The sequence below is a fragment of the Mycobacterium sp. 663a-19 genome (genome assembly GCF_035616495.1).
Taxonomy (GTDB): Bacteria; Actinomycetota; Actinomycetes; order Mycobacteriales; family Mycobacteriaceae; genus Mycobacterium.
The window spans coordinates 308,701-329,628 of sequence record NZ_JAPJAV010000005.1; the positions used below are offsets into that span (position 1 = coordinate 308,701).

15 protein-coding genes and 1 pseudogene are annotated in these 20,928 nt (G+C 69.8%); 9 read left to right on the plus strand and 7 right to left on the minus strand.

Annotated elements, in window-relative coordinates; translation table 11 throughout:
* Positions 1 to 4: 4 nt before the first annotated feature.
* A complete protein-coding gene (locus tag OQ968_RS11795) occupies positions 5 to 1,309 on the minus strand; it encodes an adenosylmethionine--8-amino-7-oxononanoate transaminase (protein ID WP_324677877.1) in 1,305 nt (434 codons plus the stop codon).
* Between the two features lie 62 nt (positions 1,310 to 1,371).
* Between OQ968_RS11795 and OQ968_RS11800 the strand changes: the two genes are divergently transcribed.
* From OQ968_RS11800 to OQ968_RS11830, 7 genes and pseudogenes are all read left to right on the plus strand, one after another.
* The gene (locus OQ968_RS11800) at positions 1,372 to 1,803 is read left to right on the plus strand and encodes a hypothetical protein (protein WP_324677879.1); all 432 of its coding nucleotides are present in this window, start codon (positions 1,372 to 1,374) and stop codon (positions 1,801 to 1,803) included.
* Between the two features lie 221 nt (positions 1,804 to 2,024).
* Positions 2,025 to 2,726, plus strand: a pseudogene (ripD, locus tag OQ968_RS11805) (NlpC/P60 family peptidoglycan-binding protein RipD); the annotation flags it as partial.
* Positions 2,727 to 2,960: 234 nt separating this feature from the next.
* The gene (locus tag OQ968_RS11810) at positions 2,961 to 5,129 is read left to right on the plus strand and encodes an acyltransferase family protein (RefSeq protein WP_324677882.1); all 2,169 of its coding nucleotides are present in this window, start codon (positions 2,961 to 2,963) and stop codon (positions 5,127 to 5,129) included.
* A 37-nt stretch (positions 5,130 to 5,166) separates the two neighbouring features.
* On the plus strand, positions 5,167 to 7,380 hold the full coding sequence (glgX, locus tag OQ968_RS11815; protein WP_324677884.1) for a glycogen debranching protein GlgX: 2,214 nt from the start codon (positions 5,167 to 5,169) through the stop codon (positions 7,378 to 7,380).
* Between the two features lie 3 nt (positions 7,381 to 7,383).
* On the plus strand, positions 7,384 to 9,681 hold the full coding sequence (gene treY, locus OQ968_RS11820) for a malto-oligosyltrehalose synthase (protein WP_324677886.1): 2,298 nt from the start codon (positions 7,384 to 7,386) through the stop codon (positions 9,679 to 9,681).
* On the plus strand, positions 9,674 to 11,410 hold the full coding sequence (gene treZ, locus OQ968_RS11825) for a malto-oligosyltrehalose trehalohydrolase (RefSeq protein ID WP_324677888.1): 1,737 nt from the start codon (positions 9,674 to 9,676) through the stop codon (positions 11,408 to 11,410). The genes treY and treZ overlap by 8 nt, the downstream gene beginning before the upstream one ends.
* 96 nt (positions 11,411 to 11,506) lie before the next feature.
* Complete coding sequence (locus tag OQ968_RS11830) at positions 11,507 to 11,983, plus strand: hypothetical protein (protein WP_324677890.1); 477 nt, start codon at positions 11,507 to 11,509, stop codon at positions 11,981 to 11,983.
* Positions 11,984 to 12,062: 79 nt separating this feature from the next.
* Here the strand turns inward: OQ968_RS11830 and OQ968_RS11835 are convergent, their stop codons facing one another.
* Positions 12,063 to 13,385: an aminotransferase class I/II-fold pyridoxal phosphate-dependent enzyme gene (locus tag OQ968_RS11835; protein WP_324677892.1), complete on the minus strand. Its 1,323-nt coding sequence runs from the start codon at positions 13,383 to 13,385 to the stop codon at positions 12,063 to 12,065.
* Between the two features lie 40 nt (positions 13,386 to 13,425).
* Between OQ968_RS11835 and OQ968_RS11840 the strand changes: the two genes are divergently transcribed.
* Complete coding sequence (locus OQ968_RS11840; RefSeq protein ID WP_324677894.1) at positions 13,426 to 14,118, plus strand: pyridoxamine 5'-phosphate oxidase family protein; 693 nt, start codon at positions 13,426 to 13,428, stop codon at positions 14,116 to 14,118.
* Here the strand turns inward: OQ968_RS11840 and OQ968_RS11845 are convergent.
* From OQ968_RS11845 to OQ968_RS11855, 3 genes are read right to left on the minus strand one after another with little or no spacing between them, the layout of a single operon-like run.
* Positions 14,048 to 14,959, minus strand: coding sequence for a phosphatase PAP2 family protein (locus OQ968_RS11845; RefSeq protein ID WP_324677896.1), 912 nt, complete (start codon positions 14,957 to 14,959; stop codon positions 14,048 to 14,050). The genes OQ968_RS11840 and OQ968_RS11845 overlap by 71 nt on opposite strands.
* A 17-nt stretch (positions 14,960 to 14,976) precedes the next feature.
* Complete coding sequence (gene ilvA / locus OQ968_RS11850; RefSeq protein ID WP_324677897.1) at positions 14,977 to 16,272, minus strand: threonine ammonia-lyase; 1,296 nt, start codon at positions 16,270 to 16,272, stop codon at positions 14,977 to 14,979.
* Positions 16,273 to 16,315: 43 nt separating this feature from the next.
* The gene (locus OQ968_RS11855; protein WP_324677899.1) at positions 16,316 to 16,753 is read right to left on the minus strand and encodes a nitroreductase family deazaflavin-dependent oxidoreductase; all 438 of its coding nucleotides are present in this window, start codon (positions 16,751 to 16,753) and stop codon (positions 16,316 to 16,318) included.
* Between the two features lie 85 nt (positions 16,754 to 16,838).
* Between OQ968_RS11855 and OQ968_RS11860 the strand changes: the two genes are divergently transcribed.
* Positions 16,839 to 18,194, plus strand: coding sequence for an adenylate/guanylate cyclase domain-containing protein (locus OQ968_RS11860; RefSeq protein ID WP_324677901.1), 1,356 nt, complete (start codon positions 16,839 to 16,841; stop codon positions 18,192 to 18,194).
* A gap of 2 nt (positions 18,195 to 18,196) precedes the next feature.
* Here the strand turns inward: OQ968_RS11860 and OQ968_RS11865 are convergent, their stop codons facing one another.
* Both OQ968_RS11865 and OQ968_RS11870 read right to left on the minus strand, forming a co-directional pair.
* Positions 18,197 to 18,994, minus strand: a complete 798-nt coding sequence (locus OQ968_RS11865; RefSeq protein ID WP_324677903.1) for a DUF6065 family protein — start codon at positions 18,992 to 18,994, stop codon at positions 18,197 to 18,199.
* Between the two features lie 40 nt (positions 18,995 to 19,034).
* Positions 19,035 to 20,915 carry a lysophospholipid acyltransferase gene (locus tag OQ968_RS11870; protein ID WP_420715895.1) on the minus strand — a complete coding sequence of 627 codons (1,881 nt, stop codon included), beginning with the start codon at positions 20,913 to 20,915 and terminating at the stop codon, positions 19,035 to 19,037.
* Positions 20,916 to 20,928: the final 13 nt, after the last annotated feature.

Below are 20,928 nucleotides of genomic sequence, written 5' to 3' on the forward strand. Positions count from 1 at the left end.
ACGCTCAGCCTACGAGCCCGGCCACCTCGACCATCGCCGAGGTGATCTGCGCGATCTCGTCGGCGTCGCAGACGAACGGCGGCATCGCGTAGATGAGGTTGCGGAACGGGCGCAGCCAGACGCCGTGGTCCAGCGCCGCGGGGGTGGCGACGGCAAGGTCGACGGGTTGGTCGCACTCGATGACGCCGATGGCGCCGCACACCCGGACGTCGGTCACGCCGGGCAGCGCCCGGGCGGGTTGCAGGCCGTCGGCCAGCCCGGCGGCGATTTCGGCCACCCGCGATCGCCAGTCCTGGCCGAGCAGCACCTCGATGCTGGCCACCGAGACCGCGCACGCCAGCGGGTTGGCCATGAAGGTGGGCCCGTGCATCAGCGCGCCCGCGGCACCGGAGCTGATGGTGCGGGCGATGTCGGTGCTGCACAGGGTGGCGGCCAGGCCGAGGTAGCCGCCGGTGAGCGCCTTGCCGACGCACATGATGTCCGGGCTGACCCCGGCGTGGTCGGCGGCGAAGAGCTCGCCGGTGCGCCCGAACCCGGTCGCGATCTCGTCGAAAACGAGCAGGACTTCGTGGCGGCGGCAGGCCTCGCGCAGGTCGCGCAGGTAGCGGGGGTCGTGGAAGCGCATCCCGCCGGCACCCTGCACGACGGGTTCGACGACGACGGCCGCCAGCTCGGCGGCGTGTTCGGCCAGCTGTTGCTCGAACGCGGCGCTGTAGGCGGGGTCGTAGTCGCGCGGCACCTGCGGGGCGAACACCTGGCGGGCCAGGATGTCGGTCCACAGCGAGTGCATGCCGCCGTCGGGGTCGCAGATGCTCATCGGCGTGAAGGTGTCGCCGTGGTAGCCGCCGCGCCAGGTCATCAGCCGGTGCTTGCCGGGCCGGCCGCGGGCGCGCCAGTACTGCAGCGCCATCTTGACCGCGACCTCCACCGACACCGACCCGGAGTCGCTGAAGAACACCGTCTCCAGCCCCGCGGGCGTGATGTCCACCAGCAGCCGGGCCAGCCGCGCCGCGGGCTCGTGGGTCAGCCCGCCGAACATGACGTGGTTCATGGTTCCCAGCTGGGCTTTGAGCGCGGCGTCCAGCACCGGGTGCCCGTGCCCGTGAATCGCCGTCCACCAGGAGCTCATCGCGTCCAGCACGTCGATCGGCTTGCCGTCCCTGATCAGCGTCAGCCAGGCGCCGCGGGCACCGACGGCCACGACGGGCGCCACCGGCTCGGAGCCGATGGTGCTGTAGGGGTGCCACAGGTGCGCGGCGTCGATCGCAGTGATTTGCTCGGGCGTCAACCCGGGTGTCGCCGCAGGCATAGAGACCGAGCGTAAAGCAGTCGGGTCGCGCAAACCCCGGCCATCGGGAAGCATCTGACGGCATGGCTTCGCCGCAACCGCCCGACGACGCTGACACCGACGACGCCGACTCCGGGCCGGGCGACTCCGGGCCGCCGAAGGTCATCCGGCTGCGGCTCGCCGTGTGGGACGTGGTCTGCACCGTGTCCCTGCTGACGCTGCTCGTCGTCCTGGCCACGGCGACGAGCTGGCCGTCGAGGCTCTACGGCTTCCTGGCCGACGTGTGCGCGGACGAGACCTGCGGGCCGGTCCCCTACGGAATCGACATGTACATCTACCCGGTGGTGTGGGGCGGCATCGGCGCGGCGGCCGCCGCGGCCGTGATCGGGCCCGTCGTCTCCCTCCTGAAGGGCTGGTACATGTCCTTCTGGCCGGTGTTGGCCCTCGCGGTCCTGACGGTCAGCTCCGTGGCCGGGTCCATGATCACGCTCTACAGCCAACGCTATTGGCACTGAAAATTGTGCTGCGGCCGGGCACGAAGTGAGACCGAAATCACAACGGCGAATGCGGAATTCGACGCGGCAGTCACCATCCGGTCACGGTCCGACAAATAATCCCGCCTAGGGCCCTTCGGCCATTTTCCGCATGCAACTTCTGGGGTAAAAGTTTCTGTAGTGACTGGTGTGACTCAACGGGTTAACCGCTCCGCCCAGTCCAGAGAGGTTGGAAACCCAAAATGAAACGCATCTACGCCTTCGCGGTCGGCCTGGCCATGCTGGTGGCCCCGCTCGCGACCGCCGGGCTGGCCGCCGCCGACCCCGGCACCCGGCAGATGGACTACCAGCAGGTCACCGACATCGTGGTCCAGCGCGGCCTGTCGCAGCGCGGCGTGCCCTTCTCCTGGGCCGGCGGCGGCGTCAACGGCCCCACCCGCGGCACCGGCACGGGCGCCAACACCGTCGGCTTCGACGCCTCGGGCCTGATGCAGTACGCCTACGCCGGCGCGGGGATCAAGCTGCCGCGTTCCTCCGGCGCGATTTACCGCGTCGGCCAGAAGGTCCTGCCGCAGGACGCACGCAAGGGCGACATGATCTTCTACGGTCCGGAGGGCACGCAAAGCGTGGCGATGTACCTCGGCAACGGGCAGATGCTCGAGGTGGGCGATGTCGTCCAGGTCTCGCCGGTGCGCAGCGCCGGCATGGCCCCCTACCTCGTTCGGGTGCTGGGGACCCAGCAGGCCCCGCTGCAACAGGCGCCGGTCCAGCAGACCCCGGCCCCGCAGGCACCGGTGCAGCGGGCGCCGATGCAGCAGCAGCAGGCCCCGGTCCAGCAGGCTCCGATGCAGCAGATGCCCGGGCAGGTCCCGACGCAGCAGCTCCCGACGCAGCAGGCCCCGCTGCAGCAGGCGCCGGTCCAGCAGGCGCCGATCCAGCAGCCGTCGGTGCAGCAACTCCCGGGGCAGCAGTTGCCAGCGCAACAGTTCCCGGGGCAGCTTCCGACGCAGCAGTTGCCGACGCAACAGGCCCCGACGCAGCAGCTGCCCACGCAGCAGGCGCCGTGGCAGCCGGCCCCCGGCACCGTGAGGTAGCCGACCCGTCCCTCCCCGGTCGAACAACCGCCACCCGCTCACGTCAGGAGCGGATGGCGGTTTTCGGTAAATTAGCGGTCGACCATGCAGACCCCGCCCCAGCCCGCGCCGCCGGTCGCCACCGCGAACCCGGTCGCTGACGGGGCGCCTGCCGGGCGGTCGACGGGGTTCTACCGCTACGACCTCGACGGCCTGCGTGGTGTCGCGATCTTGCTGGTCGCCATGTTCCACGTCTGGTTCGGACGAGTGTCCGGCGGCGTGGACGTCTTCCTGGCGCTGTCCGGGTTCTTCTTCGGCGGCAAGATCCTGCGCGCCGCGCTCAACCCGGCCGTGTCGCTGTCGCCCGTCGCCGAAGTCACCCGGCTGGTCCGCCGACTGGTCCCCGCGCTGGTCGTGGTCCTGGCCGGGTGCGGACTGCTCACCATCTTGGTGCAACCGGAAACCCGCTGGGAGACCTTCGCCGACCAGAGCCTGGCCAGCCTCGGCTACTACCAGAACTGGGAGCTGGCCATCACCGCGTCGGACTACCTGCGCGCCGGCGAGGCCGTCAGCCCGCTGCAGCACATCTGGTCGATGTCGGTGCAGGGCCAGTTCTACATTGCCTTCCTGCTGCTGGTGGCCGGCTGCGCGTTCCTGTTCCGGCGCAGGCTGGGCACCCACCTGCGGACCCTGTTCATCGTGCTGCTGGCGGCGCTGACCGCGGCCTCGTTCGTTTTCGCGATCGTCGCCCACCTGGACAACCAGTCGATCGCCTACTACAACAGCTTCGCGCGGGCCTGGGAGCTGCTGCTGGGCGCGCTGCTCGGCGCGCTGGTGCCCTACGTCCGCTGGCCGATGTGGCTGCGCACCGCCGTCGCCGTCGTCGCGCTGGCGGCGATCGTGTCGTGTGGGGCCCTGATCGACGGCGTCAGGGAATTCCCCGGCCCCTGGGCGCTGGTGCCCGTCGGGGCCACCATGCTGATGATCCTCGCCGGGGCCAACTTGACGAGCCGCCCCGACACCCGGATGCCGCTGCCCAATCGGCTGCTGGCGACCGGGCCGCTGGTCGCCCTGGGCGCGATGGCGTACTCGCTGTACCTGTGGCACTGGCCGCTGCTCATCTTCTGGCTGTCCTACACCGGCCACCGGCACGCGAACTTCGTCGAGGGCGCCGCGATCCTGCTGGTGTCGGGGGTGCTGGCGCACCTGACCACCCGGCTCGTCGAGGACCCGCTGCGCTACCGCACGCCGAATCGCGCCGCCGCGCCGGCGCCCGCCGCCATCGGATGGCCGGCGCGCCTGGGCCGGCCGACCATGGCGCTGGGGTCGGCGGTGGTGCTGATGGCCGTCGCGCTGACCGCAACGTCGTTCACCTGGCGTCAGCACGTCACGGTGCTGCGCGCCGCGGGCAAGGAGCTCAGCGTGCTCAACCCGCAGGACTACCCCGGCGCCCGCGCCCTGACCGAACACGTGCGGGTGCCCAAGCTGCCGATGCGCCCGTCGGTCCTGGAGGTCAAGCAGGACCTGCCGGTCTCGACCAGCGACGGCTGCATCAGCGACTTCGTCAACCCGACGGTGGTCAACTGCGTCTACGGCGACGCGGCGGCCACGCGGACGATCGCGCTGGCCGGCGGATCGCACGCCGAGCACTGGCTGCCCGCGCTGGACCTGCTCGGCCACGCGCACCACTTCAAGGTGGTGACCTACCTCAAGATGGGCTGCCCGCTGTCCACCGAGCAGGTCCCGCTGATCATGGGCAACAACGCCCCCTACCCGCAGTGCCGCGAGTGGGTGCAACGGACGATGAGCAAGCTGGTCAGCGACCGCCCCGACTACGTGTTCACCACGACGACGCGGCCGTGGAACATCAAGACCGGCGACGTCATGCCAGCCACCTACATCGGGATCTGGCAGACGTTGTCCGACAACAACATTCCGATCCTCGGGGTGCGCGACACCCCGTGGCTGGTCAAGGACGGGAAGCCGTTCGACCCGGCGGACTGCCTGGCCAAGAAGGGCGGCAACGCGCAGTCGTGCGCGATCAAGCGTTCCGACGTGCTGTCCGACCACAACCAGACCCTGGACTTCACCGCGCAGTTCCCGCTGCTGAAGGTGCTCGACATGTCGGACGCCATCTGCCGCGCCGACGTCTGCCGCCCGGTGGAGGGAAACGTGCTGATCTATCACGGCGCCCACCACCTGACCCCCACCTACATGCGGTCCATGGCGCACGAGCTGGGCCTGCAGATCGCGGCCAACACCGGTTGGTGGTGACGCAGCCCCGCCCGGCGAGCGCGGATAAGGTCGAATGATGCCGCCGAACAATCCACCCGCGACTTCGGGCGTCGCGGCAACCGACACCGACGAATCCGGACCCACCCTGCCCACCGTGTGGCCGGGCACCGCCTATCCGCTCGGGGCCTCCTATGACGGCGCGGGGACTAACTTTTCGCTGTTCTCCGAGATCGCCGACAAGGTCGAGTTGTGTCTGATCGACGACGGGGGCGTCGAGTCGCGGATAGCCCTCGACGAGGTCGACGGATACGTCTGGCATGCGTACCTGCCGAACATCACCCCGGGCCAGCGCTACGGCTTTCGCGTGCACGGGCCGTTCGATCCGGCCGCCGGCCACCGGTGCGACCCGAGCAAGCTGCTGCTCGACCCGTACGGCAAGGCCTTCCACGGCGACTTCGAATTCGGCCAGGCGCTGTACTCCTACGACCTGAACGCCGTCGACCCGGACGGCCCCAACGCCGACGGGCTCGACACCGGAACTCCCCCGATGGTCGACTCGCTGGGCCACACCATGACCAGCGTGGTGAGCAACCCGTTCTTCGACTGGGGATCCGACCGGGCGCCGCTGACCCCGTACCACGAGACGGTGATCTACGAGGCCCACGTGAAGGGCATGACGCAGACCCACCCCGGCGTCCCCGAGGGGCTGCGCGGGACGTATGCCGGGCTGGCCCACCCCGTCGTAATCGAGCACCTCAAGTCGCTGAACGTCACCGCGCTCGAGCTGATGCCGGTTCACCAGTTCATGCACGACGCGCGGCTGCTGGATCTGGGCCTGCGAAATTACTGGGGCTACAACACCTTCGGGTTCTTCGCCCCGCACAACCAGTACGCGTCCAACCGCAACGCCAGCGTCGCCGAGTTCAAGACCATGGTGCGCAGCCTGCACGAGGCCGGAATCGAGGTCATCCTCGACGTGGTCTACAACCACACCGCCGAGGGCAATCACCTGGGCCCGACGATCAACTTCCGCGGCATCGACAACGCCGCCTACTACCGGCTGGTCGACGAGGACCTGCGGTTGTACAAGGACTTCACCGGCACCGGCAACAGCCTCAACGCCCGCCATCCGCACGTGCTGCAGCTGATCATGGACTCGCTGCGCTACTGGGTGACCGAGATGCACGTGGACGGGTTCCGGTTCGACCTGGCCGCCACGCTGGCCCGCGAGCTGCACGACGTCGACCGGTTGAGCGCGTTCTTCGATCTGGTGCAACAGGATCCGATCGTCAGCCAGGTCAAGCTGATCGCCGAGCCGTGGGACGTCGGCGAGGGCGGCTATCAGGTCGGCAACTTCCCGGGTTTGTGGACCGAGTGGAACGGGAAGTACCGGGATACTGTGCGCGACTACTGGCGGGGTGAGCCCGCGACCCTCGGCGAGTTCGCCTCCCGGCTGACCGGTTCCTCGGACCTCTACGAGGCCACCGGCCGGCGCCCCAGCGCGAGCATCAATTTCGTCACCGCCCACGACGGGTTCACACTGGGCGACCTGGTGTCCTACAACGAGAAGCACAACGAGGCCAACGGCGAGGACAATCGCGACGGCGAAAGCCACAACCGGTCGTGGAACTGCGGCGTGGAGGGCCCCACCGACGACCCCGACATCCTCGAGCTGCGTCGCCGCCAGATGCGCAACTTCTGGGCCACCCTGATGGTCAGCCAGGGCACACCGATGATCGCGCACGGCGACGAGATCGGGCGCTCCCAGAACGGCAACAACAACGTCTATTGCCAGGACTCCGAATTGTCTTGGATGGATTGGTCTTTGGTCGACAAGAACGCCGACCTGCTGGCGTTCGCGCGCAAGGTCACCACGCTGCGCAAGAACCATCCGGTGTTCCGCCGGCGCCGGTTCTTCGAGGGCGAGCCGATCCGGACCGGCGACGAGGTTCGCGACATCGCCTGGCTGACACCGGGCGGCCGGGAGATGACGCACGAGGATTGGGACAAGAGCTTCCACCATCGCTGCGTCGCGGTGTTTCTCAACGGCGACGCCATCACCGCCCCGGACGCCCGCGGCGAGCGGGTGGTCGACGACTCGTTTCTGTTGTGCTTCAATGCCCACGACGACTTCGTGGAGTTCGTCGCGCCGCACGACGACTACGCGCAGCAGTGGACCGTGGAGCTCGACACCAACAATCCCGTCGGCGACGCCGATCTGGTGGTGGCGGCCGAGGAGAAGTTCGAAGTCCCCGCCCGCTCGTTGCTGATCCTGCGTAAGACCGCCTGACGTATGGTTTTTCCGGTCCGGGCAACCTACCGGTTGCAGCTGCGCGGTGAGTCGAGCGGATTCGGGTTCACGTTCGCCGACGCCGAGAAGCTGCTGGACTACCTCGACGATCTCGGGGTGTCGCACCTGTACCTGTCGCCCATCCTGACGGCGGTGCGCGGGTCCAGCCACGGCTACGACGTCACCGACCCGACGACGGTGTCGGGCGAGCTGGGCGGCCCCGACGGCCTGGCGCGGCTGTCGGCGGCGGCCCGCGCCCGCGGCATGGGCCTGGTCGTCGACGTCGTGCCCAACCACGTCGGCATCGACCAACCCGAGCAGAACCCGTGGTGGTGGGACGTGTTGCGGCGCGGCCGGTCCTCGCCCTACGCGGCGTTCTTCGACATCGACTGGGATCTTGGCGACGGACGAATCATCTTGCCGCTGTTGGGTTCCGACGACGACGCCGCAGACCTGACCGTCGACGGGGACCTGCTGCGCCTGGGCGGCCTGGCGCTGCCGATCGCGCCGGGCACCGGGGAAGGCAGCGGCCCCGAGGTGCACGACCGCCAGCATTACCGGTTGGTGGGCTGGCGCAACGGGGTGTGCGGCTATCGCCGGTTCTTTTCGATCACGTCGCTGGCCGGCCTGCGGCAGGAGGATCGCGCGGTGTTCGACGCCGGCCACGCCGAGGTCGCCCGCTGGTTCGCCGAGGGCCTCGTCGACGGCGTGCGCATCGACCATCCCGACGGATTGTCCGATCCCTGCGGCTATTTGGCATGGCTGCGCGGCCTGGTCGGCCCGGACGCCTGGATCGTGATCGAGAAGATTCTCGCGGTGGACGAGGCGCTGGAGCCCACGCTTCCGGTGGCCGGCACCACCGGCTACGACGCGTTGCGGGAAGTGGGCGGGGTCTTCGTCGACCCGGCGGGGGCGCCGGCGCTGACCGCGCTGACCGAATCCGCCGGCACGGATTACGGCGCGATGCCGGAACTGTTGCGCGAACTCAAGATCCACGCGGCCACCGACACCCTGGGCAGCGAGCTGTGCAGGCTGCGGCGCTGCATTGCGGCCGCTTCCGGCAGCGATGATCCGCTGCTGCCCGATGCGATCGCCGCCCTGGTCGCCCGCGTCGGGGTGTACCGCTGCGACTACCCCGGCCTGGCCGCGATCCTGCCCACCGCGCTGGCCGAAACCGAAGCGGCATCCCCGCAATTGGGGCCGGCGCTACAGGTCGTCGCCGCCGCGCTGGCCTTTGGCGGGGAGCCGGCCGTGCGCCTGCAGCAGCTGTGCGGCGCGGTGACCGCCAAGGCCAGCGAGGACTGCCTGTTCTACCGCGACACCCGGCTGGTGTCGCTGAACGAGGTGGGCGGCGAACCGGGGCGATTCGGGGTGGGCGCCGCCGAGTTTCACCAGCGCACCGCCACCCGCGCCCGGATGTGGCCGCACGCGATGACGACGCTGACCACCCACGACACCAAGCGCGGCGAGGACGTGCGCGCCCGCATCGGGGTCCTGTCGCAGGTGCCGTCGCTGTGGACCGAGTTCCTCGCCCGCTGGGAAATCGAGGCCCCGTCACCGGATCCCGCGACGGGATGGTTCCTGTGGCAGAACATCTTCGGGGTGTGGCCTGTCAACGGTGCGGTAACCGGCGAGCTGCGCGACCGGCTGCACGGTTACGCCGAGAAGGCGATCCGGGAGGCGGCCCTGCACACCTCGTGGAGCGAGCCCGACGCCGCCTTCGAGGAGGCGGTGCACCGCTGGCTGGATACCGTGCTCGACGGGCCGGTGGCGCCCGCGCTGACCGAGCTTGTGGCTCAACTCAATCCGCACGCCGCGAGCGACGCCCTGGCCCAGAAGCTGCTCGCCCTGACGGTGCCCGGCATACCCGACGTCTACCAGGGCACCGAGCTGTGGGACGACAGCCTGGTGGACCCGGACAACCGCCGCCCCGTCGACTACGCCGCCCGCCGTGCCGCGCTGAAGGAGTTGCGGCATCCCAAGATTCGCGTCGTCGCCACGGCGCTTCGGGTGCGGCGGTCCCGCCCGGACACGTTCCTGCGCGGCGGCTACGTTCCCGTTCTCGCCGACGGCGAGGCCGCCGATCACGTGGTGGCGTTTCGCCGCGGTGACGACGTCCTGGTGGCGGTGACCCGGTGGACGGTGCGGCTGGCCGAAACGGGCTGGGGCAACACGGTGCTGCCGCTGCCCGAGGGCACCTGGACCGACGCGCTCAACGGCGCGGTGGCCAGCGGGGCCACGTCGGCCGCCCAACTGTTCTCCGACCTGCCCGTCGTCCTGCTGGAGCGCCGGCATGAGTGAATTCCGGGTGTGGGCGCCCAAACCCGCGCTGGTGCGGCTCGACGTCGACGGTGAGGCGCACGCGATGACACGCTCGGCCGACGGCTGGTGGCACGCTTCCGTCGACGCGGCCCCGGATGCCAGATACGGATTCCTGCTCGACGACGATCCGACCGTCCTGCCCGACCCGCGCTCGCCCCGCCAGCCCGACGGCGTGCACGCCCGCTCGCAGCTGTGGGACCCCGCGGCGGCGGCGTGGACCGACGGGGACTGGCGGGGCCGCTCGGTCGAGGGCGCGGTGATCTACGAGCTGCACGTCGGCACGTTCACCGCCGGCGGCACCTTCGACTCGGCCATCGAAAGACTGGACTACCTGGCCGATCTCGGGGTCGACTTCGTCGAGCTGATGCCCGTCAACTCCTTCGCGGGCACACACGGCTGGGGCTATGACGGCGTGCTGTGGTACAGCGTGCACGAACCCTACGGCGGTCCCGACGGGCTGGTCCGGTTCGTCGACGCCTGCCACGCCCGCGGGTTGGGGGTGCTGACCGACGCGGTGTTCAACCACTTCGGTCCGTCGGGCAACTACCTGCCGCGGTTCGGCCCGTATCTCTCGTCGGCGAGCAACCCGTGGGGCGAGGGCATCAACATCGCCGACGCCGACTCCGACGAGGTGCGGCGCTACATCATCGGATGCGCGCTGCGCTGGATGCGCGACTTCCACGCCGACGGGCTGCGCCTGGACGCCGTGCACGCGCTGGTGGACACCACGGCCATCCACATCCTCGAGGAACTCGCGACCGAAACCGACTGGCTGTCACAGCAGTTGGGGCGCCCGCTGTCGCTGGTGGCCGAGAGCGATCTCAACGACCCGCGGCTGATCACCCCGCGCGATCGGGGCGGCTACGGGATCACCGCGCAATGGGACGACGACATCCATCACGCCATCCACGCGGCGGTGTCCGGCGAGCGGCAGGGCTACTACGCCGACTTCGGCTCGCTGGCCACGCTGGCGCAGACCCTGCGGCACGGCTACTTTCACGCCGGCACGTATTCGTCGTTTCGCCGGCGCCGTCATGGGCGGCCGCTGGACACCTCGAGAATCCCGGCGACCAGGCTGCTCGCCTACACCTGCACCCACGACCAGGTGGGCAACCGCGCCCTCGGCGACCGCCCGTCGCAAAATCTGACCGCCGGCCAGCTGGCCGTCAAGGCGGCTCTGGCGCTCGGGTCGCCCTGCACCGCAATGCTTTTCATGGGCGAGGAGTGGGGCGCGTCGACACCCTTCCAGTTTTTCAGCTCCCATCCCGAGCCGGAGCTGGCCCGGGCCACCGCCGAGGGCCGCAAGGCCGAGTTCGCCGAGCACGGGTGGGACGCCTCAAGGAAGGGGGAGATTCCCGACCCGCAGGACCCGCAGACCTTCCTGCGCTCCAAGCTGAACTGGGACGAGGCCGGCGCCGGCGACCACGCCCGGCTGCTGCGGCTCTACCGCGATCTGATCGCGTTGCGCCGCGGCGAGCCCGACCTAGCCGATCCGTGGCTGGACCACCTCGCCGTGGATTACGACGAGGAACAGGCCTGGATCGTCCTGCGCCGCGGCCGGTTACGCATCGCATGCAACCTCGGCGCCGAGCCGGTGACGGTACCCGTTGCCGGCGAAGTGGTGCTGGCGTGGGGTGCGCCGACCGTCTCGGCCAATCACACCGCGCTGCAAGGGCATTCGTTCGCCATTCTGCGCGCAGGTGGCTGAGTAGGTCGCGCGAGCAGACGCAAAAGCACCTGAACACCCGGCGTGTCGGGTGCTTTTGCGTCTGCTCGCGGGCTTGTGGAGAGGTGAATAGCGTCGGTGCGGGCGCAGGCGGATGATCCGCGCATGACTCATCACCAGTTGTCGCCAATCCCGCCGCCTGAGACCGCCACCGATCCGGTGCGCTCGTGTTTCGATCTCCAAGAACGCTGGCGTGCTCTGATGGGGCCGCTCGGATTTGGTCAGCGACTACTGTGGGTCGGCTTTCTCGGCCCGGATCGCTGCCTGGTGAAGACACTGGGTCAGGTGCCCATCGGTTCGCGACCACGCGCCCGAATCATGAAGATTCTCATGTCATCTCTGCGCACACGGCTGGACGACATGGCGTCCGGTACCACGGTCACGTTGCTGCTGACCGGACCCGGACGCGGGCCGATCTCGCCGAACGACCGGCTTTGGGCCAAGGTGTTGACCGATATAGCCGACCGATTCGCGGTACCCCTTGAGCGGATTTTTCGCGCGAACGACGAGTCGCTCGATCCGGTCGAAGTCCTGGCACCGCGACCTGACTGCTGACAAGACCCGCGTGAGCAGACGCAAAATCGCCCGTTTCGCAGCGAAATTGGGTGATTTTGCGTCTGCTCGCCGGACCTTGCTACACGCTGGAACGGCCGGTGCCGCGCACCGCCCCGGCGACCGCGTCGGCGAGCGGGTCGATCTCGTCGGCGGCCAGGTCCGCGATGGTGATGCGGATGCCCGGGCCGGTGCGAATGCGAAACCGCGTCCCCGGCGCCGCGGCCCAGCCCGCGTTGAGCAGCCGGGTGATCGCGACGGTCTCGTCCGGAACCGGCACCCACACGTTGAGCCCGGAGCGGCCGAAGGCGTCGACCCCGCGGCCGGCCAGCGCGTCGCGCAACCGCGTGCGCGTCCCGCCGTATTGCCGTTCGGCCCTGCGGATCAGCCGCGTCGCCGCGTCGTCCGACCACAGGCCGACCGCGAGCCCCTGGAGTATGTGGCTCACCCAGCCCGGCCCGAGCCGCAGCCGGCCGTGCACCCGTTCGACGGTGCGGCGGTCGCCGGCCAGGACGGCCACCCGCAGGTCGGGCCCGTACGCCTTGGACGCCGACCGCACGAACGCCCAGCGGGTGGTCGATCCGGCCAGGGTGTGCAGCGGCGCGCCGGAGATGCCCGCGCAGTGGTCGTCCTCGACCAGCAGCAGCTCGTCGGACCGCTCGGCCAGCACGCCGCGCAACGCCACCGCGCGATCCCCCGACAGCGCCGCGCCGGTCGGGTTCTGCGCGCGGTTGGTGACGACCAGCGCACGCACCCCGCGACCCAGCGCCGCGGCGACGTCGGAAACCAGCGGCCCGTCGTCGTCGACCCGCACCGGCTCGGCCGAAAGCCCCAGCGCCGCAAGGAGATCCAGCATGTTGGCCCAGCCGGGATCCTCGACGGCCACGCGGTCGCCCGGTCGCAGGTGCGCGGTCAACACCCGCTCGATGCCGTCCAGCGCACCGCTGGTCACCGCGAGGTGATCGGCCGGAACGCCGTCGGCGGTCAATGCCGCGCGGGTGTGCTCGACCAGCTCGGGCGACATCGCCGGCTCCCCGTACAGCACGGGACGGACGGCGGCGGCCGGCGCGACCGTCGCGATCGGCAACAGCGCGGGGTCCGGGTTTCCGGTCGACAGATCGCGAACGCCAGCGGGAACGTCGAGCCCGAGCAGGGAGCGCGGCGTGGTCGCGGGGCGGTGACGCACCCGCGTGCCGCGCCGGCCGCCGGTCTCGACGGCCCCGCGGTCGCGCAGCAGGCGGTAGGCCGCGGCGGCGGTGTTGGCGTTGACACCGAGCCGGGCGGCCAGCTCCCGGATGGGCGGCAGCGCGTCGCCGGGCGCCAGCCGACCCTGCGAGATCGCCTGCTCCACGTCGGCGGCTATGGATTCCGCGCCCGACCCGGCTATGCTGTATTGCACTGGCACAGATAGCATTATGTACTAATACAAATGCGAAGGCAATCCGTTGGAAACCGCGTACCACCCCACCCCGCGCACCACGCCCACCCGCTATCGGGAACGCGCCAACTACGACCGCGAGATCGTCCACCGCATCCTCGACGGGTCTCTGATCTGTCACCTGGGCTACCTCAGCGCGGGCCGGCCGGTGGTGTTGCCGACGACGCACGCCCGCGTCGACGAAACCCTCTACCTGCACGGCTCGACCGGCGCCGGCCCGATGCTGGCCGCCAAGGCAAGGCCGTCGGGCCTGCCCGTCTGCGTCACCGCCACCCTGGTCGACGGGCTGGTGCTGGCCCGCTCGGCGCTACACCATTCGCTGATATACCGCTCGGTGGTCGTGCTGGGCGACGCGCGGGTGGTCGACGATCCGGCGGAGAAGCTGCGGGCGCTCAACGCGCTGCTGGATCACATCGCGGCGGGGCGCGCCGCCGACTGCCGGGCCCCGAACGCCCGCGAGCTGGCCGCGACGGGGGTGCTCGCGCTGGACCTCGTCGAGGTGTCGGCCAAGGTGCGCGACGGCGGGCCGGTCGACGAGCCGGAGGATCTCGCGCTGCCGCACTGGGCCGGGGTTGTGCCGCTGCGCGTGACGGCCGGAACCCCGGTCCCGGCAGACGATCTCGATCCGGCTACGCCGGTGCCGTCGTACCTGACTCGCGCCAGCGTCGGGCGTTGTCCCACCACGAGCCCACCAGCATGACGACACCGGCCCAGGTCATGCCGAGCAGCCAGCCGGCCAGCACATCGCTGACGAAGTGCACCCCCAGATACACGCGCGAGAACCCGACGACGGTCGCCAGGCCAATCGCGATCGTCCACACGATCACTCGCCCGGTCCACGAGGTGATCAGCCAGCGGGTCAGCATCCAGGCGCACAGCAACGCGATCGCGGCGGTGCCGGTCGCGTGGCCGGAGGGAAAGGAATATCCGCCCTCGGCGATCACCGCGAACGACAGGTGTGGACGGTCGCGGACCACCAGCGCCTTGGCGGTGAAGATCGCCAGCGCGGCCCCGCAGCCACCGGCCAGCGCGAGAACCACCGGCAGCCACGTGCGGCGCCACCCGGCGACCGCGGCGCTCGTCGCCACGGCGAGCGCGACCAGCGCGACGGGGCCGCCCGCCTCGGTGACCAGCCGCAGCGTCGTGGTCAACCACAGGTCGCGGTGGGTGGCGAGCCACCGGGTGGCCGGCGGGTCGATCCCGGCGATGCCGTCACCCTCGAGCACGTCCTCGAGGATCGCGGTGAAACCCGCCGCGAGGGCCACGATGACGGCGGACCCGACGAGCAGCGCGACACCGGCGACCTCGTAGGCCGGCCACCGGCGGGTCAGCGCCCATCCCCGCGCGCCGAGCTGCTCGCGCACCCACCCGACCACACGCTCGACCACGGCAACGTCGCGCACCCGCGCCCAGAGGCGGCGCGCCGGGTGCTCCTGCCGAGCGATCCAAACCGCCGCCATCGCCAGCAGCACGAGGAACGCCAGGCTGCCGACGCTCGTCGCACCGAAACCCGGTGTCCCGGGACTGTTCGGCGGGCCCATATGAATCGCGAAAAGCCCTACAACAGCAGGTACCGGTAGGCCGGCGAACCGGGCGTGAGGGTTTCGACGTGGATCTCCGTCGCCCGCATCCGGGCCAGCAGGCCGTCGAGATCGGCCGACGACCCCAGCTGGATGCCGACCAGCGCCTCGCCGGTTTCCCGGTTGTTGCGCTTGACGTACTCGAACAGCGTGATGTCGTCGTTGGGCCCGAGCACCTCGTCGAGGAAGCGGCGCAGCGCGCCGGGCTCCTGCGGGAAGTCCACCAGGAAGTAGTGCTTGAGGCCGAGGTGCACCAGCGAGCGCTCCAGCACCTCGCCGTAGCGCGAGACGTCGTTGTTGCCGCCCGAGATCAGGCAGACCACCGTGGATCCCGGCTCGATGTCGGCCTCCAGCAGGCCGGCGACCGACAACGCTCCGGCCGGCTCGGCGATGATGCCCTCGTTCTGATACAGGTCGAGCATCGCGGTGCACACCGCGCCCTCGTCGATCGTCGTGATCGACACCATGTCGCCGGCGGCGGCCAGCGCGGCATGGGTCAGGGTTCCGGCCCGTTTCACCGCGGCGCCGTCGACGAACTGGTCGACATGGTCCAGCGTCACCGGCTCGCCGGCGACCAGCGCGGCCATCATCGCGGCCGCCCCGGCCGGTTCGATGCCCAGCACCGCGGTGTTGGCCGTCCGCTCGGCCAGGTAGGTGGTGATTCCGGCGATGCAGCCCCCACCGCCCACCGGCACCACGACCAGGTCGGGCTCCCCGATGCCGAGCGTGTCGAGTTGAGAAAGCAGCTCGACGGCGATCGTGCCCTGGCCGGCGATCGTGCGCAGGTCGTCATACGGCGGGACCAGCGTGGCGCCGGTGCTCGCCACGTCGGCCAGCGCCGCCTCGGCGGCGAGATCGTAGGTGCGGCCGCCCACGATCAGCTCGATGAACTCCCGGCCGTGATAGCGGATCCGGTCGAGCTTCTGCTTGGGCGTCTTCGCCGGCACGTAGACGCGGCCGTGCACGCCCAGCATCCGGCACGCGTAGGCGAAGCCCTGCGCGTGGTTGCCCGCCGACGAACACACCACACCGGCCGCGGTCTCCTCTGCGGACAGCTGCACCAGCAGGTTGTAGGCGCCGCGCAGCTTGTAGGAGCGCACCGTCTGCAGGTCCTCGCGCTTGAGGTACACCTGCGCGCCGGTGATCGCCGACAGCCGGTCACTCAGCTGCAGCGGGGTGGGCGCGACCACCGATGCGATCCGCTGGGCCGCGGCGTCGACGTCAGCCGCGGACAGCGGCGCGGCGCTCGGGCTCTGACTCAGTTCGGCGGACACCGGTCAATCGTGCCATGTCGCGCGCTCGACCTGCGCAAGCGGCTCAGCTCACCGGGGTCAGCACGAACACGGGTATCTGGCGATCGGTCTTCTTCTGGTACTCGGCGTAGTCGGGCCAGGCCTCGACGGCGCGCCGCCACCAGGTCGCCTTCTCCTCGCCGAACACCTCGCGGGCGTCGTATTCGCGGGTGACGGCGCCGTCCTGCAGCTCGACGCGCGGGTTCTTCTTGACGTTGTGGTACCAGACGGGGTGCTTCGGGGCGCCGCCGAGCGAGGCGACGATCGCGTATTCGCCGTCGTGCTCGACCCGCATCAACGGGGTCTTGCGGAGTTTGCCGGTCTTGGCGCCGACGGTGGTCAGCAGGATGATCGGCTTGCCCTGCATGTCGGCGGCTTCTTTGCCGCCGGACTCGGCGTACTTCTCGGCTTGTTCGCGGGACCAATCCCATGGCGACGGTTCGTACTCTCCGGTTAGCGGCATGCCAAACAATCTAGACCCGGTGCGGGTCGACCTCGGCAGCGAGAATCTTAGGACCTGCTGACCTCGGTGATGTCACGATGTTGGCGTGACCGACGGACGGCTGCGTTACGCACGCAATGGGGACGTGCGCCTGGCCTACCGCGTGTTCGGTGCTTCCGGCCCATTCGTCGTGTGGGTACCCGGATGGATGCTGAGCAACGTCGACACGATCGACGAACCGGGGAACCTCTACGCGGAATTCATCGAGTGCTTCGCCCGGTCGACACGGTTCATCGTGTGGGACAGACGCGGGACGGGCTTGTCGGATCCGTCGACGCAGTCGCTGTCGGCGGACCAGCGGCTCGACGATGTGCGGGCGATTCTGGACGCCGAAGAAATCGACCGCGCAGCGCTCTTCGGCAGCAGCGAGGGCGGATCGGTGTGCGTGATGTTCGCCGCCGCCCACCCGGAACGGGTTCGCTCGCTCATCGTGTATGGCAGCGCGGCCCGGTATTCGCAAGAGCTGCCGGATTTCCCGTGGGGGTTCACTCCCGCCGAAATCGAATCGCAGCTCGACGACATCGACGGTCATTGGGGAGAAGGCGCGCTGGCCGATCTGTTTTATGGCGCGACGGCCGAAACGCCTGGCGTCCGAGAGATGTTCGGCAGGCTCCAACGCGCCATGGTGAGTCCGGCGATGGCCAAGCTGTGGTGGAAAGCGTTCATGGAGATCGACGTCCGCGGCGTGCTGGCCTCGGTGCGAGCGCCGACGCTGGTCCTCGCGCGCCCCGGCGATCGGCTGGTGCCCATCGAGGCGGCCGCCGCCCTCGCCGCGGGCATTCCGGAGGCGCAATTTCACCCGCTGCCGCCGGGACCACACGGCCCCTTTGACATCGTCGCCGAATTGGCAACGCTGATCGTGGAATTCGTCTGCGAGAAGCCGAGCGAAGGCGCCGACGAGCGGATCCTCAAAACCGTGATGTTCACCGACATCGTGAGCTCCACCGAGCTGCTCAGTGTCCACGGTGACGCCGGGTGGCGTCACCAGCTCGACGCCCACGACAACGTCGTGGACAGGATGTTGGAGAAATATGGCGGCCACCGGGCGAAGCACACGGGGGACGGCGTGTTCGCGCTCTTCGACGGGCCGACGAAGGCGGTTCGGTGCGCGCTGGACCTGGTCCCGGCCCTCGCCGCGCGCGGGATCCGAATCCGGGCGGGCGTCCACGTCGGTGAGTGCGAGCGGCGCGGCGATGAGTGGAGCGGTATGGCCGTGCACACCGGCGCCCGCATCGGCGCACTGGCGGACGCGGGTGAGGTGTTGGCCAGCCGCACAGTGCGCGACCTTTCCGCCGGATCGGGCCTGACGTTCGAAAGCCTTGGGCCACAACGCCTCAAGGGCCTGCCCGAAGAGGTCGAGGTCTGCCGGGTCACCGCACCCGCAAGAGGCCTTACCCCATAACCTTACGGGCGCGGAACGAAGACACGAAGGTGACGACGGGTCTGGTGATCCGGGGCGCCCGCCTCGCCGTCACGGTGCCGGCCCTTCGTGTAGTCGCCCTGCCACTCCAGCCGCTCCCCCGCGGCGACGTCGGCCGCCGCGTGCATGCGCCCGGCGTCGTCGCGCGAGCGAAGCCAGAGGTCGTGCTTGCGCCGCAGCTCCTCGTCGGACTCGATGGGCCGCAGCTCGGGGACGAACTCCTCCAGCTCGCCCCGGCGCTGCGGGACGATCATGGCGATCGGCTCGTCGACCTCGAACCGCACCGGCATCAGCTTGCGGGTGAATTTCCAGCTCATGCTGAAACTCGCACTGGTCCAGTCGGTTTCGACGACGCCCTCCAATGGGCTCACCGCGTCCTTCGGATAGTTCGCCGGCCCGCGCACCAACAGGTTGTAGCCCGGCGGGGTGCGAAACAGCATCGGCAGATGCCAGGTCAGGATGCCGTTACCGAAGTGGCTGGAGGGCAGGAACTGACCGGGATCGCGGCTGTCGGGCGCGACCATCACGTCCACACCGTCCTGACCCATCCAGGTCGCGGTGAACCCGCACGGATTGCGCAGCTCCCAGCCGCTCTGGTTGGCGATGAGCATCGGCAGGCACCGACTGGGCCAGCCGATGCGCAGCGCCGACATCTCCGACATCCACGCCCGGTCGATCGGCGCCGGGGCGACCGGGGGTGCGTTGTCGCGGGTGACGAAACCGATCAGCGGACGGCCCTGCGCATCGGGCTTGTCACTCGACGTTTGGGATCCCTCCCCCATTGGGCTTCCTGACCCGCAGGAGTCTAGCGCGGGGCGACGGTCAGCGCGTCCTCGCCAGCTCCGCGATCGCGTTCACCCGGCGGATGGCGGTGGCGATCTCGTCGGCGAACTGCCGTCGTCGTTCGGCGATGTCGGGATACTCGAAGCCGTCCACCAGCTCGCGGTGCCGCGCCAGCCGCAGCGCGGTCTTGAACAGCTCCATCGACCGCGACTCGGCGCTGGCGATCCGGCGCTGCAGCTCCCACTGCTTGCCCACCTCGAGGCACTCGCCCAAAAATGCCTGCTCGTCGAACGATTCGTCCTCGTGGGCGGCCAGCCGGTCGGCGACGATGTGGTAGGCGTCCAGGAACGGGCGCAACACCAGGTGCGCCAGCAGCAGATCCGCCTCCTGCAGCAGCCGCCGCACCTCGGCCACCCCGGCGGCCTTGCTGGTGTCCACCGGGTCTTCCGCCGACCCGATCAGGCGCACCTCGTCGGCCAGCTCCTTCTCGAACTGGGCGCGGGCCGAGAACAAGAACTCGAACTTCAGCAGCTCGCGAAGGCTCAGCGCCTCGTCGCGCACGGACGCCGGCGACACCAGGCCGTCCGTCGACGTCTCGCAGGCGGCCAGCAACGCCGTCTCGGCGATGGCGCGGTCGACCAGGATGTGGATGGCGGTGTTGCGGTAGAACGCCGCGACCAGGTGCTGGTCCGCCCCGATGCCCCAGACCGGTTCGGTGCCCGCCTCGTAGACGCTGACCACGCCGGAGGCGACGAGCTGGTGCAGGGTCCATCGGATCGTGGAGCGGTTCGTCAGGTCCGCCGCCCCGGCCACCGTCCAGTTGCGCGCCGCGATGTAGCTCGCCAGCGGTTGCACGGTGGCCAGCACCTCGCTGATGGACAGCGAGCGGTCCGCGCCCAGCAGCGCGAGGCTCACCACCGCGGTGGGCGTGACCGGGGTGGCGCGGTTGATCCGGTGTTCGACGTCGAGCGCGATGCGTTCGATCTCGGTGCCGGCGCCGGACGCCGAAGTTTCCAAGGCGCGCAATTCCTCGAGCCGCTTGCGCAGCGGCAGCGGTTCGCCGAAGTCCAGGTAGGCGCGGCCGAGCCGCTCGCCCTGCTGCCGGGCCAGCCGGATCATGAAGCGAAGGTCCTCGGGCCGTTTCACCGCCCCGTAGGCCTCGGTGGTCATGGCTTCCACCTCGTGCAGCTGGTCGTACACGATGGAGGTGGGCACCAAATAGACCTCGGGGCCGTCGATTTCGTCGACGGCGTCGCTGATGTAGCGCAGGATCCCATACACCGGGGGCCGCAGCTTGCCGGTCCTGGTCCGGCCCCCCTCGATCGACCAGGTCAGGTTGGCGTGGTTTTGCACCAGCTGCGCGGTGTAGGCGCGCAGCGTCAAGCGGTAGACGGGGATGTCCCTGGTCTGACGGCGGATGAAGATCGTCCCGGTGCGCTTGGCCCAGGCGCCCAACGGGAAGAAGTTCATGTTCGACCCGCCGAAGGTCAGCGCCGGCTTGAGCCGGTTGGCCAGGATCACCTCCGGCAGCAGCAGGCCGTCCAGATACGAGCGATGAGAGAACGCGAACGCCAGCGTCGCCTTTCGATCCAGCTTGCGCAGCGCCGCGATCTGGTCCTCGTCGACCAGCACGTCGTAGGCCCGCATGAGCCAGCGAGAAAAGCCGCTCCACGCGTGCACCGCCCGCTCGTCCAGCGAGGGCGCCATCTCGCGCAGGTAGCCCGCGGCCTCGGCGCGCACGGCGGCCGGGTCGCGGCCGAGATCGTCGGCGAGCTTGTCGAGCCGCTCGGCGTACCACGGCGCGGCCAGCAGCTGAACAACCTCGGCGGGATCGGTCGACAGCGGCGTCACCGATTCATCGAGTATTCCGCTGCGCTGCAGCAGCTTTCGCGTCCCGACGCGACCGAGCTCGCGCGCCATCGCCAGCCGTCCC

Excerpts from the sequence above, each read along its gene's own strand:
- OQ968_RS11865 (WP_324677903.1), bottom strand. The coding sequence starts at position 18,994 with ATGGGGGAGGGATCCCAAACGTCGAGTGACAAGCCCGATGCGCAGGGC.
- OQ968_RS11800 (WP_324677879.1), top strand. The coding sequence starts at position 1,372 with ATGGCTTCGCCGCAACCGCCCGACGACGCTGACACCGACGACGCCGAC.
- OQ968_RS11855 (WP_324677899.1), bottom strand. The coding sequence starts at position 16,753 with ATGCCGCTAACCGGAGAGTACGAACCGTCGCCATGGGATTGGTCCCGC.
- OQ968_RS11845 (WP_324677896.1), bottom strand. The coding sequence starts at position 14,959 with ATGGGCCCGCCGAACAGTCCCGGGACACCGGGTTTCGGTGCGACGAGC.
- glgX (WP_324677884.1), top strand. The coding sequence starts at position 5,167 with ATGCCGCCGAACAATCCACCCGCGACTTCGGGCGTCGCGGCAACCGAC.
- treZ (WP_324677888.1), top strand. The coding sequence starts at position 9,674 with ATGAGTGAATTCCGGGTGTGGGCGCCCAAACCCGCGCTGGTGCGGCTC.
- treY (WP_324677886.1), top strand. The coding sequence starts at position 7,384 with ATGGTTTTTCCGGTCCGGGCAACCTACCGGTTGCAGCTGCGCGGTGAG.
- OQ968_RS11795 (WP_324677877.1), bottom strand. The coding sequence starts at position 1,309 with ATGCCTGCGGCGACACCCGGGTTGACGCCCGAGCAAATCACTGCGATC.
- OQ968_RS11810 (WP_324677882.1), top strand. The coding sequence starts at position 2,961 with ATGCAGACCCCGCCCCAGCCCGCGCCGCCGGTCGCCACCGCGAACCCG.
- OQ968_RS11870 (WP_420715895.1), bottom strand. The coding sequence starts at position 20,915 with ATGGCGCGCGAGCTCGGTCGCGTCGGGACGCGAAAGCTGCTGCAGCGC.